The organism is Streptomyces sp. NPDC053048 (assembly GCF_044547045.1).
Taxonomy (GTDB): Bacteria; Actinomycetota; Actinomycetes; order Streptomycetales; family Streptomycetaceae; genus Streptomyces.
Genome location: NZ_JBITZS010000011.1, coordinates 77,833 through 93,388, shown reverse-complemented (window position 1 = coordinate 93,388; position 15,556 = coordinate 77,833). Strand labels below are relative to the sequence as shown.

Genomic DNA, 15,556 nt, shown 5'->3' with positions numbered 1-15,556 from the left:
CTTTGGCCGGTGCGTGGTGCGGGACGTGTCGGGCGAGGATCGTCCGTACGGTCAGCGCCTTCGGCCCTGTATGCGGTGTCGTGCGACGCCCGCGGCCGTGGCCGCGGGCCGTGCAGGAGGTGCGATACGAGGTGCGATACGTGCCGGATCGTGACGGGCGGGCTCATTGCGGGGCTGTTCGCGGGGCTGTTCTGCAGGGCTGTGCGACTGCGTTCTGGTACGGGTTCCCGGGCCCCCGGCGCCGAAAACCGCGAATCCGCCGTGCTGCGTGTACTGCCTGCGTACGAGCCGTGCGCGGCCACCGGGGGCGCGCACGGCCGGGTCGGTACGCCGCCCGCGCTCAGCGCACGGGCACCGGCGCCGGGGCGTTGCCGCGCAACCGGAACCAGTAGAAGCCGTGGCCCGCCAGCGTCAGCAGGTACGGCAGTTCACCGATGGCCGGGAAGCGCACCCCGCCGATCAGCTCGACCGGGTGGCGGCGGTTGAACGCCCGCAGGTCCAGCTCGGTCGGCTGGGCGAAGCGGGAGAAATTGTTCACGCACAGCACCAGGTCGTCGCCGTGCTCCCGCAGGAACGCCAGCACCGCCGGGTTGCTCGAGGTCAGCTCGGTGTACGAGCCCAGCCCGAACGCGGGGTTCTGCTTACGGATCTCGATCATCCGGCGGGTCCAGTGCAGCAGCGAGGAGGGGCTGCTCATGGCCGCCTCCACATTGGTGACCTGGTAGCCGTAGACCGGGTCCATGATGGTCGGCAGGTAGAGCCGGCCCGGGTCGCAGGAGGAGAAGCCGGCGTTGCGGTCCGGCGTCCACTGCATGGGGGTGCGCACCGCGTCCCGGTCGCCCAGCCAGATGTTGTCGCCCATGCCGATCTCGTCGCCGTAGTACAGGATCGGCGAGCCGGGCAGCGACAGCAGCAGGGCCGTGAAGAGCTCGATCTGGTTGCGGTCGTTGTCCAGCAGCGGGGCCAGCCGGCGGCGGATGCCGATGTTGGCGCGCATCCGCGGGTCCTTGGCGTACTCCGCCCACATGTAGTCGCGCTCTTCGTCCGTGACCATCTCGAGCGTGAGCTCGTCGTGGTTGCGCAGGAAGATGCCCCACTGGCAGCGGGAGGGGATGGCCGGGGTCTTGGCCAGGATTTCCGAGACCGGGTAGCGCGACTCCCGCCGTACGGCCATGAAGATGCGCGGCATCACGGGGAAGTGGAACGCCATATGGCACTCGTCGCCGCCCTGGGCGTAGTCGCCGAAGTAGTCGACCACGTCCTCGGGCCACTGGTTGGCCTCCGCCAGCAGCACCGTGTCGGGGTAGTGGGCGTCGATCTCGGCCCGCACCCGCTTGAGGAACTCGTGGCTGCGCGGCAGGTTCTCGCAGTTGGTGCCCTCCTCGGCGAAGAGGTACGGCACCGCGTCCAGCCGGAAGCCGTCGATGCCCAGGTCCAGCCAGAACCGCAGCGCGGCCAGGATCTCCTCCTGCACCGCCGGGTTCTCGTAGTTGAGGTCCGGCTGGTGGGAGAAGAAGCGGTGCCAGTAGTACTGCTTGCGCACCGGGTCGAACGTCCAGTTCGAGGTCTCCGTGTCGACGAAGATGATCCGCGCGTCCTGGTACTGCTTGTCGTCGTCGGCCCATACGTAGTAGTCGCCGTACGGACCGTCGGGGTCGGTGCGGGACTGCTGGAACCAGTCGTGCTGGTCGCTCGTATGGTTCATGACAAAGTCGATGATGACGCGCATGCCGCGCTGGTGCGCGGCGTCCACGAACTCCACGAAATCCGCGAGGTCACCGAACTCCGGCAGCACCGAGGTGTAGTCGGAGACGTCATAGCCGCCGTCCCGCAGCGGGGACTGGAAGAACGGCGGCAGCCACAGGCAGTCGACGCCCAGCCACTGCAGATAGTCCAGCTTGGCCGTCAGCCCCTTGAGGTCGCCGATGCCGTCCCCGTCGCTGTCCTGGAAGGACCGCACGAGTACTTCGTAGAAGACGGCCCGCTTGAACCAGTCGGGATCCAGGTCCTTGGCGGGAGTGTCCTCGAAGGTGTCCTGGACGGGCTCATTGACGATCATGGTGTGGGTGACCCTCCGATCTGTGAGGACGGTCGCAGCGAGAACACATGCGCGGGCGCGATCGAACGGCCCGGCTCGAGGCGCACATAGTTGTCCCTGCCCCAGTGATAGGTCTCTCCGGTGAGCTCGTCGCGCACCGGCACGGACTCGTGCCAGTCGAGGCCGAGCTCCGGCATGTCCAACGAGACCGTGGCCTCCTGGGTGTGGTGGGGGTCGAGGTTGACGACCGTGAGCACACAGGAGGAACCGGACCGTTTGGAGTAGGCGATGACGGCGTCGTTGTCGGCGTCATGGAAACGCAGGTTCCGCAGCTGCCGCAGGGCGGGCTGACGGCGCCTCAGCCGGTTGAGGAGGGTGATCAGGGGGGCCAGGCTGCGGCCTTCGCGCTCCGCCGACTCCCAGTCACGCGGGCGCAGTTGGTACTTCTCCGAGTCCAGGTACTCCTCGCTGCCGTCGCGCACCGGGGTGTTCTCGCACAGCTCGTAGCCCGCGTAGACGCCCCACGAGGGGGAGAGCGTGGCGGCGAGCACCGCGCGCACCTCGAAGGCGGGCCGGCCGCCGTCCTGGAGATAGGCGTGCAGGATGTCGGGGGTGTTCACGAAGAGGTTGGGGCGCATGCAGGCGGCCGTCCCCCGCGAGAGCTCGGTGAGGTACTCGGTGAGCTCGTGCTTGCCGTTGCGCCAGGTGAAGTAGGTGTACGACTGCTGGAAGCCGATCGCGCCCAGGGTGCGCATCATGGCGGGCCGGGTGAACGCCTCGGCCAGGAAGATCACGTCCGGGTCGGTCCGGCCGATCTCGGCGATCACGCGCTCCCAGAAGACCACCGGCTTGGTGTGCGGATTGTCCACCCGGAAGATCCGCACCCCGTGCGCCATCCACAACCGCAGCACGCGCAGCGTCTCCGCCAGCAGCCCGTCGAAGTCCTCGTCGAAGACCAGGGGATAGATGTCCTGGTACTTCTTCGGGGGGTTCTCGGCATGGGCGATGGAGCCGTCGGCGCGCTGCCGGAACCACTCGGGGTGCTTGCCCACCCAGGGGTGGTCGGGGGAGCACTGCAGCGCGAAGTCGAGCGCCACCTCCATGCGCAGCTCGCGCGCCCGCGCCACGAAGTGGTCGAAGTCGTCGAACGTGCCCAGGTCCGGGTGGATCGCGTCGTGCCCGCCCTCGGCGGAGCCGATGGCCCAGGGGCTGCCCACGTCGTAAGGGCCCGCGCCCAGCGTGTCGTTGGGGCCCTTGCGGTGGGTGGAGCCGATGGGGTGCACGGGCGGGAGGTAGACCACGTCGAAGCCCATGGCCGCCACGGCCGGCAGCCGGTTCGCGGCGGTGCGGAACGTGCCGCCGACCGGCCGCCGCCCCTCGCGCAGCACCGCGCCCTCCGAGCGCGGGAAGAGCTCGTACCAGGAGCCGAACAGCGCCCGCTCGCGCTCCACCAGCACCGGCACCGGGCGGGAGGCGGTGACCAGCTCCCGCAGCGGGTGCCGGGTCAGGGCCGCCAGGACGGCCGGGTCGAGGGCCGCGTCCAGCCGGGCGGCGGGCGGGCGCTCGGCGTCGCGCAGGGCGTCGACCGCGACCAGTACCGCCTCCCGGCCGTCGCTCTTGGGCACCCCGGAGGCGGCGCGCTCGTAGAGCCGGGCGCCCTCCTCCAGCACCAGCGCGATGTCGATCCCCGCCGGAATCTTGATCAGCGCGTGCTCCCGCCAGGTGGTGAGCGGATCGCCCCAGGCCTCCACGGCGTACGTCCAGCGGCCCTCGCTGTCCAGGGCGACCTCCGCGGCCCACCGGTCGGTGCCCGGCGCCGCCTCGTGCATGGGGATCCACGGGCCCGAGCGCCCCGCGGGCCCGCGCAGCACCACGTTCGCGCCGACCGCCTCATGGCCCTCGCGGAACACCGTGGCCGTGACCTCGAAGGCCTCGCCCACCACGGCCTTGACGGGCCTTCGGCCGCAGTCGACGAGCGGGCCGAGGTCCAGGACGGGGATGCGACCGATCATAGGATCACCTGGAGATGCGACGGGACTGACGGAACTGACGGGACTGACGGAACTGTGAACAGGTCTGGCCGGTTCTGTACTTTCTATCCGCTCCGTCGGGGGTCGGGAGGGTGCGGGCATGACTGCTCCTGTCCGCGTTCACTCGGGTGGGCGGTGAGGGCCGGAATCAAACTCCGGGTGGGAGAAACAGTGCGGCGAGAAGAAATGGGGTCGCACCACCGCCCTGAGCAGGGCGGCGGACGGGGGTCTCTGCATACCGGGTGAGCTTTCCCACCGGGCCCGGCCGGGCATGCCCGGACCGTATGAACTACTCGTGCGTAGTTCCCGTGGCACCACGTGCGGAGGGCGGCCGTTCCTCCGTCACCCGTAGGGAGTCTCCCCGCTGGGCCGATCGTGTGCAATGTGACGAAAGCGGGTAAACGACGGCCGGTCGCGGAAGGCCGTGCCGGGCATCACCTTCGAAGGCCGTAGCGGCATTTGGCCTTGGACAGTGCTGCTGTACGCGGAGCGTAAATCCGCCTAGTACATATGGTCTAGTGCGATCGCAGCAGCCGATCCGCGCCGGCCTTGGCCACCGCTGCCCGGCGGACCCGGCGCGGTGTTCCTACGGCGGAAGGGGGCACTTGTGCGCTTGGGGCGGCACGGGCGTGCCCCGCGCCGCTAACGTCGTGGAGGTGAAGGCCATTCGTCGATTCAGCGTGCGTCCCGTCCTTCCGGAACCCCTACGACCGCTCAGCGAACTGGCGCGCAATCTGCGCTGGTCCTGGCATCCCGAGACCCGCGAACTGTTCCAGTCCGTCGACCCCGAGGGGTGGCGGGCCGCCGGTGGCGATCCGTTGCGGCTGCTGGGTTCGGTCTCCGCCGACCGGCTGGCCGTCCTCGCCGAGGACCGCCGCTTCCGGCGGCGGCTCGCGGCCGCGTCCGACGATCTGAACGACTATCTGACCGGCCGCCGGTGGTACCAGGAACAGCCCGCCGGGCTGCCGGCCGCCGTCGCCTACTTCTCGCCCGAGTTCGGCATCACCGCGGCCCTGCCGCAGTACAGCGGGGGCCTGGGCATCCTCGCCGGGGACCACCTGAAATCGGCCAGCGACCTGGGCGTTCCCCTCATCGGCGTCGGACTGCTCTACCGCCACGGCTACTTCCGGCAGTCCCTCTCCCGCGAGGGCTGGCAGCAGGAGCACTACCCCCTGCTCGACCCCAACGAGCTCCCGCTGTCCATGCTCCGCGAGAGCGACGGCACCCCCAGCCGGGTCACCCTTGCCCTGCCCGGCGGCCGCCGGCTCCTCGCCTCCATCTGGAAGGCCCAGGTGGGCCGGGTGCCCCTGCTGCTGCTGGACTCCGACGTGGAGGACAACGGCCCCGGCGAGCGCGACGTCACCGACCGGCTCTACGGCGGCGGCAGCGAGCACCGGCTGCTGCAGGAGATGCTGCTGGGCATCGGCGGGGTGCGCGCGGTCCGGGCGTACTGCCGGATCGCCGGCCACCCCGAGCCCGAGGTGTTCCACACCAACGAGGGCCACGCCGGCTTCCTGGGCCTGGAGCGCATCCGGGAACTCGCCGAGCAGGGAGCCGACTTCGACGCCGCGCTGGAGAGCGTGCGCGCCGGAGCGGTCTTCACCACGCACACCCCCGTGCCCGCCGGCATCGACCGCTTCGAGGCCTCCCTGGTCGCCCGGCACTTCGGCGAGGGCGGCGAACTGCCGGGCATCGACGTCGAACGGATCCTCGCCCTCGGCCGCGAGGACTACCCCGGCGGCGAGGCCAACCTCTTCAACATGGCCGTCATGGGCCTGCGCCTGGCCCAGCGGGCCAACGGCGTCTCCACCCTGCACGGCCAGGTCAGCAGGGAGATGTTCGCCGGGCTGTGGCCCGGCTTCGACGCCGAGGAGGTCCCCATCACCTCCGTCACCAACGGCGTCCACGCCCCCACCTGGGTCGCCCCCGAGGTCTTCCGGCTCGGCGCCCGGCAGATCGGCGCAGGCCGCGCCGAGGACGCCCTGGCCGTCGGCGGCAAGCAGCGCTGGGACACCGTCGCCGACATCCCCGACGCCGACATCTGGGAGCTGCGCCGCACCCTGCGGGAGCAGCTGGTGGAGGAGGTGCGGCAGCGGCTGCGCGCCTCCTGGCGCGAGCGCGGCGCGGGCACCGCCGAGCTCGGCTGGATCGACGGGGTGCTGGACCCCGACGTCCTCACCATCGGCTTCGCCCGGCGCGTGCCGTCGTACAAGCGCCTGACGCTGATGCTGCGCGACCGCGAGCGGCTGACCGAGCTGCTGCTGCACCCCGAGCGCCCGGTCCAGATCGTCGTCGCGGGCAAGGCCCACCCGGCGGACGACAGCGGCAAGCGGCTGGTCCAGGAGCTGGTGCGGTTCGCCGACGACGCGCGCGTGCGCCACCGGCTGGTCTTCCTGCCGGACTACGGCATGGCCATGGCCCAGCGGCTCTACCCCGGCTGCGACGTCTGGCTCAACAACCCGCTGCGACCGCTCGAGGCCTGCGGCACGTCGGGCATGAAGGCCGCCCTCAACGGCTGTCTCAACCTGTCCGTCCTGGACGGCTGGTGGGACGAATGGTACGAGCCGGACTTCGGCTGGGCCATCCCCACCGCCGACGGCGCCGCCATGGACGACGACCGCCGCGACGACCTCGAGGCGGCCGCGCTCTACGACCTGCTGGAGCAGCGGGTGGCGCCGCGCTTCTACGACCGCGGGCCGGGCGGACTGCCGGGCCGCTGGATCGAGATGGTCCGGCGGACCCTGACGTCCCTGGGCCCCAAGGTGCTCGCCGGGCGCATGGTGCGCGAGTACGTCGAGCGGCTGTACGGGCCGGCCGCCGAGGCCCACCGGGCGCTGGAGCCCCGTGCCGCCGGGGAACTGGCCGCGTGGAAGGCCCGGGTGCGGGCCGCCTGGCCGGCCGTGGCGGTCGACCATGTGGAGGCGGTCTCGGACGGGCCGCTGAACGGCACCGCGGAGCTGGGCTCCACCGTCTCCCTGCGGGTGTGCGTGACGCTGGGCGAGCTGGACCCGGCCGACGTGGAGGTACAGGCCGTCGCGGGCCGGGTGGACCAGTCCGACCGGCTGACCCGGACGGTCGCCTTCCCGCTCAAGGCCACCGGGGCCCCGGCGCTGGACGGCCGGCGGCTCTACGAGGGCCCGCTGACCCTCGACCGCACCGGCCCGTTCGGCTACACCGTGCGCATCCTGCCCTCGCACCGGCTGCTGGCGAACGGGACGGAACTGGGCCTGGTCGCCGTGCCGTCGGAGGCCACCGGCGAGGCGGCCGGGGTACTGATGCGGTGACGCACGGGCGTGGGGGGGCCGTGGCGCGTGCCCGGCCCCCGCACCCCGGGATCACTTGACGTTGACGGCCGTCCAGGCGGCGGCCACCGTCTTGTACTGGGTGCTGTTCTTCCCGTACAGCGAGGTGGCGGCCTTCAGGGTCGCGGTGCGCGCGCCCTTGTAGTTCGTGGTCGACGTCATGTGGGCGGTCAGCGCCTTGTACCAGATCTTCTCGGCGGCGGCGCGGCCGATGCCCTTGACGGCCTTGCCGTCCTTGGTGGGGCTGTCGTACTTCACGCCGTTGATCGTCTTCTTGCCGCTGCCCTCGGCGAGCAGGTAGAAGAAGTGGTTGGCCACGCCCGAGGAGAAGTGCACGTCGAGGTCGCCGAGCTTGGAGTTCCAGTAGTCGGGCGACTCGCCGTCCCGGCTGGGCTTGTCCATGTAGCGCAGCGGCGTGCCGTTGCCGTTGATGTCGATCTTCTCGCCGATGAGGTAGTCGCCCGGGTCGTTGGCGTTCTTGGCGTGGAACTCGGCGGCGGTGCCGAAGATGTCGGAGGTGGCCTCGTTGAGGCCGCCCGACTCGCCGCTGTAGTTGAGCTTGGCGGTGTTGGAGGTGACGCCGTGCGTCATCTCGTGGCCGGCCACGTCCAGCGCGGTCAGCGGCTTGCTGTCCTTCTCGCCGTCGCCGTAGGTCATGCAGAAGCAGTCGTCGTCCCAGAAGGCGTTGACGTACTCCTTGCCGAAGTGGACGCGCGAGTAGGCGGCCTTGCCGTCGCCCCGGATGCCCTTGCGACCGAAGGTGTCCTTGAAGTAGTCCCAGGTCACGGCGGCGCCGTACTGGGCGTCGACGGCGGCGGTCTGGGCGATGGTCGGCTTGCCGTTGCCCCAGATGTCGTCGGCGTCGGTGAAGGTGGCGCCGCGGCCCTCCTCGCCGTGCTTGAGGTTGTACGTCATGTGGCCGCCGCGGGCGGTGTCCTTCATCAGGAAGGTCTTGCCGCTCTTGACGGATCCGACCTTGACCTTGCCGTTGTGCTGGCCGGTGCCGGTGCCGGTCACCACGGCCTGGTACTCGTAGAGCTTCGCGCCGGTGTTCGCGTCGGTGATGACGTGCAGCTTGCTGGGGGTGCCGTCGTGCTGCAGGCCGCCGACCACGGTCTCGTAGGCGAGGACGGGCTTGCCCTTGGCGGCCCAGATCACCTTGCGCGGCGCCTTGTCGGCGGCCGGCTTCCCGCCGCCGGAGGTCCGGGCGGCGGAGATCGCGGACCGCTCGGCGGCCGGGGCGGCGAGCTTCGGCTTGGTGGAGGGCACCGTGATGTCGGCGTCGGTGGCCTTGGTGACCTCCTTCACCTTGCCGTCCTTGGCCCGGTGCACGATCAGGTCGCCGCCGAGGACGGGCAGACCGTCGTAGGTGCGCTCGTACCGGGTGTGGACCGTGCCGTCGGGGTCGGTGACGACGCCGCGGGCGACGAGCTTCTCCTTGCCGCCGAGACCGGCGGCGCCCGCCGGGTCGTCGCCGGCGGCCGAGGCCGGGCCGGCGGTGAAGCCGGTGGCGAGCAGGGCCGAGGCCACGGTGGCCGCGGATATGGCGGTGATACGGGACGAAGGACGCACGGAGACTCCTGAAACAGTGGGGATGTCGGCGCCGGAGATCACGCTCAACTCCGCACAGTTCTATCGAACTTGCGTGCGCATTGCCGATGATTTCGGATCAAGCCGCATTGCTGTCGGATAAAGATTCGATCAAGTGCGGGAGATCGCGGTCGATAACGGACATCTCGCGGTCGCGTCGCGGTCGTGCCGTGCTCGTGTCGCGGTCGTGGGCGAACACTGAAGGGCGCCGTCCGGGGGAGGAGGACTCACCCCGGACGGCGCCCGGTTCAGGAGGAACGGCGGGGGTTCGCTCAGAAGGTGAGCTTCCAGCCGTTGACCGTGCCGTCGTCACCGGAGTAGACGTCCTGGACCTTCAGCTTCCAGGTGCCCGTCGCGGAGACGCCGGAGGCGTCCACCGTGTAGGTCTCCTCGACGTCCGCGTCGGAGTCCCAGGCGTCGGAGGCCTTCAGGTTCCACGTCTTGCCGTCGGGCGCCACCAGGTCGATCCGGAGGTCACCGCGGTAGGAGTGCGTGATGTCCACGTCCACCTTCAGTGCCGACGAGCCGTTGCCGCTGCGGGTCACGACGATCGGCGAGGTGACGGCGGTGCCGGCGTCCGGGATGGCGACCGGGGTGGTGTTCTCGAAGACGCTGCCGCCGCCCGTGGCGTTCACGGTCCACTTGAAGGAGGCGGTGCCCGTCTTGCCGCCCGAGTCCTTCACCGTCACGGTCACATTGCTGGTGCCGGTGGTGGTCGGGGTGCCGGTGATCAGGCCGGTCGAGGAGTTGATCGACAGGCCGGCGGGCAGGCCGGTGGCCGAGTAGGTCAGCGAGCCGGTCGTCGAGCTGCTGGCCTTGATCTGCAGCGAGACCGCGGTGTTCACGATCGAGGTCTGGTCGCCGGGGCTGGTGACCGAGACGCCCGAGGAGAGCCGGCTGCCGACGTTGATGGCCGCCCACGCGTTGGCCGTGTTGTTGTACGTCTCGCTGCCCACGCCGAACAGCTCGCCGGCGGCCCACAGCGTCGCGTCCCGCGCGCCCGCGTAGTTGGTGTTGGACTGCATCCGCTGGCTCAGCGCCTTGAACCAGATCTTGGCGGCGTTGTCCCGGCCGATGCCAGTGACCGGCAGGCCGTCGGAGGTCGGGGAGTCGTACTTGACCCCGTTGATCTCCTTCTGTCCGCTGCCCTCGGACGCCAGGTAGAACCAGTGGTTGGCCGGGCCCGACGAGTAGTGCACGTCGATGGAGCCGATGCCCGAGTACCAGCTGTCCTTGGACCGGCTGTCCTTGCTGGGCTTGTCCATGTAGCGCAGCGGCGTGCCGTTGCCGTTGATGTCGATCTTCTCGCCGACCAGGTAGTCGCCCTTGTCGCTGGGGTTGTTGGCCCAGAACTCCACGGCGGCGGCGAAGATGTCGGAGGTGGCCTCGTTGAGGCCGCCGGACTCACCGCTGTAGGTGAGGTTCGCGGTGTTCGAGGTGACGCCGTGCGTCATCTCGTGCGCGGCCACGTCGATCGAGGTCAGCGGCTTGGCGTTGCCGGAGCCGTCGCCGTAGGTCATGCAGAAGCACTGGTCGGACCAGAAGGCGTTGACGTAGTTGTTGCCGTAGTGCACCCGGCTGTACGCGCCGACGCCGTCGCCCTTGATGCCGCTGCGGCCGTGCACGTTCTTGTAGTAGTCCCAGGTGAGCTGGGCGCCGTAGTGCGCGTCGACGCCGGCCGTGGCGGCGTCGGAGGTGCTGCCGCTGCCCCAGACGTCGTCGGCGTCGGTGAACAGGGTGCCGGTGCCGGACGTCCCCTTGTTCAGGTTGTACGTCTTGTGTCCGCCGCGCGTCGGGTCGTTGAGCTGGTACGAGCTGCCCGACTTGGACGTGCCGATGGTCACCTGACCGCTGTACTGGCTGTTGCCGGTGCCCTGCTTGACGCCCTGGAACTCGAAGAGCTTCTTGCCGGTCCTCGCATCGGTGATCACGTGCAGCTCGTTGGGCGTGCCGTCGTGCTGCAGGCCGCCGACCACGGTCTCGTACGCGAGCACGGGCGTGCCGTTCGCGGCCCAGATCACCTTGCGCGGCGCCCGCTCGGCCTTGTCGGCCTTCGAGCCCTGGGCCCTGGCGGCCTTCACCGCGTCCTTCTCGGCGGTGGAGGCGGCGAAGGACGGCGTGGTCGTCGCCACCGCCATCCGGGCCTTGGTGGCCTTGGCCACGGTCTTGACCGTGCCGCCCTTGGTCGCGTCGACCACGAGGTCGCCGCCGAGCACCGGCAGGCCGTCGTAGGTGCGCTCGTAGCGGGTGTGGACGGTGCCGTTGACGTCGCGCGTGACGTCCCGGACCACGAGCCGCTCCTTGGCACCGAGGCCGAGCGTCTTCGCCGTCTCCGCCTTGGTGGCGTTGGCCTCGCGTATCAGCTCCGCGCGCTGCGAGGGCGAGAGCTTGACCGGCATGGCGCCCGGGTCGGCCTTGGCGATGATCTGCCGGCCGGGGGACGCGTCGCCGTCCGGCCGGGCGCTGGCCGTACCGGCCTGGGTTCCGACGGCGAGCATCGCCGTGACGGCGACCAGTGCGCCGGTGGCGACGGCACGCCTTTGGGGGGTGGGTCTCACACTGACTCCTTCTGCGGTGGCCACGACGTGGTGGGTGTGGCCGGTGGGCGACCGGACGGCGAGGTGGCCGGCCGGGCAGAGCACGGCAGAACAAATGGAGAAAGGGGGGAAATGAGGTAGCGGACCGCCGCGGGAGGAGGTGGGGAATGTGGGGGTGCTCCGCGCCAGTCGAGGTGAAGAGTGCCACCGACGCCAGGTGAGTGTCAGGGGCGCGTCAACAAGTTGGCCGGATCCTGTCCGTTGGCCAAAGATCGATGTCCGTATTTCGGTCAACGGGGGCCGCGCGGGCGCCGGACGCCCCGGCGCCGCTCATCCGGCCGCCGGGCCCGGCTCCTCCCCGTCGCGCACCACCCGCCACAGCAGCACCGAACGGGCCCGGACCGAGACCCGGCTGCCCGCCTCCCGCCGCAGCCCCGGAGCCGAGCGCTGGTCCTCCAGGGCCGTGTTGACCAGGAGTTCGTACGCCCCCGCCCAGGGCGGCCCCGGCAGCGTGAAGCGGATCGGCCGCGACCCGGCGTGCAGCACGGCGAGGAAGCTGTCGCCGGTCACCGGCGCCCCCCGCGCGTCCCGCTGGGGGATGTCCCGGCCCGAGAGGTACATGCCGAGCGTCGCGGCGGGCGCGTACCAGTCGGCCTCCGTCATCTCCGTACCGCCCGGAGTGAACCAGGCCAGGTCCCGCAGCCCGTCCGCGCTCTGCGGCCGGCCGGAGAAGAACGAGCGGCTGCGCAGCACCGGATGCGCGCGGCGCAGCTCGAGCAGGCGCGCGCACAGGTCCCGCAGCGCCCGCCAGCCGGGGTCGGACAGCAGCGACCAGTCGACCCAGCCGATCTCGTTGTCCTGGCAGTAGGCGTTGTTGTTGCCACCCTGGGTGCGCCCCATCTCGTCGCCCGCCACCAGCATCGGCACGCCCGTGGACAGCAGCAGCGTCGTCAGCAGGTTGCGGGCCTGCCGGCGGCGCAGGGCGCCGATGCGGGGGTCGGCCGTCTCGCCCTCGGCCCCGCAGTTCCACGAGCGGTTGTCCCCGGTGCCGTCGCGGTTGCCCTCGCCGTTGGCCTCGTTGTGCTTGCGCTCGTAGCTGACCAGGTCGCGCAGGGTGAATCCGTCGTGCGCGGTGACGAAGTTGACGGAGGCGTAGGGGCGGCGGCCGCCCCACGCGTAGAGGTCGCTGGAGCCCGAGAGCCGGTAGCCCAGGTCCCGTACGTCCGGCAGGGCGCCCCGCCAGAAGTCGCGCACGGCGTCGCGGTAGCGGTCGTTCCATTCCGTCCACAGGGGCGGGAAGGCCCCCACCTGGTAGCCGCCGGAGCCCACGTCCCAGGGTTCGGCTATCAGCTTGACCCGCCGCAGCACCGGGTCCTGGGCGATGACGGCGAGGAAGGGGGAGAGCATGTCCGGACCGTCGACGGCGCGCATCGTCCGGACCAGCGCCGCCGCCAGGTCGAAGCGGAAGCCGTCCACGCCCATCTCGGTGACCCAGTAGCGCAGCGAGTCGGTGATCAGCCGCAGGACGTTCGGCTGCACCACGTGCAGGGTGTTGCCGCAGCCGGTGTAGTCGGCGTAGCGGCGCGGGTCGGCCTGCAGCCGGTAGTAGCGGCGGTTGTCGATGCCGCGCAGCGAGAGCATCGGGCCCAGCTCGCCGCTCTCGGCGGTGTGGTTGTAGACCACGTCGAGGATGACCTCGATGCCCGCCGCGTGCAGGGCGCGCACCATCCGCTTGAACTCGCCCACCTGCTGGCCGCGCGTGCCGGAGGCGGCGTAGGCGGCGTGCGGGGCGAAGTAGCCGATGGAGTTGTAGCCCCAGTAGTTGCGCAGCCCGCGCCGCAGCAGGTGGTCCTCGTGGGCGAACTGATGCACCGGCAGCAGTTCCACCGCCGTCACGCCCAGCCGCGTCAGGTGCTCGACGGCGGCCGGGTGCGCGAGCCCGGCGTAGGTGCCGCGCAGCCGCCCGGGGACGCCGGGGTGGCGCATGGTGAAGCCGCGCACGTGCAGCTCGTAGATGACGGAGTCGGGCCAGGGCGTCTTGGGACGGTGGTCGTCCGACCAGTCGTCGTCATCGGCGACGACCACGCCCTTGGGGACGTGGGGGGCCGAGTCCCGCTCGTCGCGGACGGTGTCGGCGATGTGCTGCTGGGGCCAGTCGCGCACGTGCCCGTACAGCTCGGCGGGCAGCGGGCCGCGGCCGCCGCGGCCGGTGAACTCGCCGTCGACGGCGCGCGCGTAGGGGTCGAGGAGGAGCTTGGCGGGGTTCCAGCGGGCGCCCGTCCAGGGATCCCAGCGGCCGTGCACGCGGTAGCCGTAGCGGCGGCCCGGCAGCACGCCGGGGACGAAGCCGTGCCAGACCTCGTGCGTCAGCTCGGTCAGGGGCAGGCGTATCTCGCCGCCTTCGGGGGAGTCGTCGAACAGGCACAGCTCCACGGCCTCCGCACCGCCGGCCCACAGCGCGAAGTTCGTTCCCGCCACGCCGTCGGCACCGGCCCTGAAGCGGGCCCCGAGCGGTTCCGGGCTGCCCGGCCACACCTCGGTGAACTCCGCGTCACGGCGGGACTCTTGCTCGGCTGCGCTCGACACGTGTTCGCCTCCGGCGGCTCTCGGGTAGCGCGCCGGGCACCCGGCTTCCCGGGACCGGGTGTCTGGCGATTTTCGTCCTTCTCCCCCTTCTTCCCAGTTCCACGCATGCGCTCACACGTGTGATCGGGCGCAGCAAGCGAGTGCAGCCTCGTTTCCCGCGGGCCGGGGCGTCGTTGGGCCCTTTGTGACACTTGCCCTCACGCGCGCGGCACGGGGACTGGCCCTGCTGGCGTCCCTGGCCGCGCTCGCCGGGTGCACCGTCGTCGCGCCGAAGACGGAACTCATGGACGACGCCCGGCCGGCGAGCGAGCTGATCAGCATCACCCCGCGCGACCGGGCGGGCAATGTGCCGGCCGCCGGACGGTTCGAGGTGCGGGCGCCGTACGGGACGCTGGAGCGGGTGACGGTCGCCCAGTTCCGTGACGGGGCGCGGCGCACGGTGCCGGGCCGCATCTCCGGGGACGGGCACAGCTGGCGGCCCGCCCCCGGCGGCCTGGGGCTCGCCGCCAAGTACACCGTGGATGTCGTCGCCCGGGACACCTCCGGCCACCGTGCCGTGAAGCACAGCAGTTTCACCACCTATGTCCCGCAGCATCGTTTCATCGGATTCTTCACCCCCGAGCCGTACACCACCGTCGGGACCGGCATGATCGTCTCGTTCGGCTTCAGCCGCCCGATCACCGACCGGGCCGCCGTCGAGCGCGCCATCCGCGTCACCTCCCGGCCGCCGACCGAGATCGCCGCCCACTGGTTCGGCCCCTCGCGGCTGGACTTCCGTCCCCGCACGTACTGGAAGCCGGGCACCCAGGTCACGCTCGACCTGCGGCTGCGCGACGTGCGGGGCGCGGAGGGCGTCTACGGCAGCCAGTGGAAGACCGTCGGGTTCACCGTCGGGCGCAGCCAGGTCAGCACCGTCGACGCCGCGGCGCACACCATGCGGGTCGTGCGCGCCGGGCGGCCGCCGGTGACCGTGCCCATCACGGCGGGCGGGCCGGGCAGCGACACGTACAACGGCAAGATGGTCATCAGCGAGAAGCACGCCATGACCCGGATGAACGGGGACACGGTCGGCTTCGGCGGCGAATACGACATCTCGGACGTGCCGCACGCGATGCGGCTCACCGCCTCCGGCACCTTCCTGCACGGCAACTACTGGGCCGACCCCGGCGCCTTCGGCACCCTGAACACCAGTCACGGCTGCATCGGCCTGCACGACGTGCGGGGCGGCGGCCCGGCGACCCCGGCCGGCTGGTTCTACGACGGGTCGCTGATCGGCGACGTCGTCGAGGTCGTGCACTCCGACGAGCGCGTGGTCGCGCCCGACAACGGGCTGGGCGGCTGGAACATGCCGTGGTGGCAGTGGCGGTCGGGTTCGGCCCTCGGCTGAGCTCCGGGTTTGACCTGGCCGGAATCTGCCGCTTCACTTCGGTCACCGCCCTCACCACAGGCGCACGGTTCGTATCACCGCTCCCA

The 15,556-nt window shown here is 71.0% G+C and carries 7 protein-coding genes; 2 read left to right on the top strand and 5 right to left on the bottom strand.

Features of this window, described 5'->3' with window-relative positions; genetic code table 11:
• Positions 1-340: 340 nt before the first annotated feature.
• Both treS and ACIG36_RS28065 read right to left on the bottom strand, forming a co-directional pair.
• On the bottom strand, positions 341-2,059 hold the full coding sequence (gene treS / locus ACIG36_RS28070) for a maltose alpha-D-glucosyltransferase (RefSeq protein WP_399933573.1): 1,719 nt from the start codon (positions 2,057-2,059) through the stop codon (positions 341-343).
• Positions 2,056-4,050 (bottom strand): alpha-1,4-glucan--maltose-1-phosphate maltosyltransferase, encoded by a 1,995-nt coding sequence (locus ACIG36_RS28065; RefSeq protein ID WP_399933571.1) that lies wholly within the window; start codon positions 4,048-4,050, stop codon positions 2,056-2,058. The genes treS and ACIG36_RS28065 overlap by 4 nt, the downstream gene beginning before the upstream one ends.
• Before the next feature lie 674 nt (positions 4,051-4,724).
• On the opposite strand from ACIG36_RS28065, the gene glgP reads away from it, so the two are divergent.
• Entirely contained in the window at positions 4,725-7,352 is a 2,628-nt protein-coding gene (glgP, locus tag ACIG36_RS28060; protein WP_399933568.1) for an alpha-glucan family phosphorylase, read from the top strand.
• A 51-nt stretch (positions 7,353-7,403) separates the two neighbouring features.
• Here glgP and ACIG36_RS28055 read toward each other — a convergent pair whose 3' ends face one another.
• The 3 genes from ACIG36_RS28055 to glgX form a co-directional block, all read right to left on the bottom strand.
• A complete protein-coding gene (locus tag ACIG36_RS28055) occupies positions 7,404-8,942 on the bottom strand; it encodes a M4 family metallopeptidase (RefSeq protein WP_399933565.1) in 1,539 nt (512 codons plus the stop codon).
• A gap of 290 nt (positions 8,943-9,232) precedes the next feature.
• Positions 9,233-11,518, bottom strand: a complete 2,286-nt coding sequence (locus ACIG36_RS28050; protein WP_399933562.1) for a M4 family metallopeptidase — start codon at positions 11,516-11,518, stop codon at positions 9,233-9,235.
• A 309-nt stretch (positions 11,519-11,827) separates the two neighbouring features.
• Complete coding sequence (gene glgX, locus ACIG36_RS28045; protein WP_399933559.1) at positions 11,828-14,083, bottom strand: glycogen debranching protein GlgX; 2,256 nt, start codon at positions 14,081-14,083, stop codon at positions 11,828-11,830.
• A 184-nt stretch (positions 14,084-14,267) separates the two neighbouring features.
• Between glgX and ACIG36_RS28040 the strand changes: the two genes are divergently transcribed.
• Positions 14,268-15,470: an Ig-like domain-containing protein gene (locus tag ACIG36_RS28040; protein WP_399933556.1), complete on the top strand. Its 1,203-nt coding sequence runs from the start codon at positions 14,268-14,270 to the stop codon at positions 15,468-15,470.
• Positions 15,471-15,556: the final 86 nt, after the last annotated feature.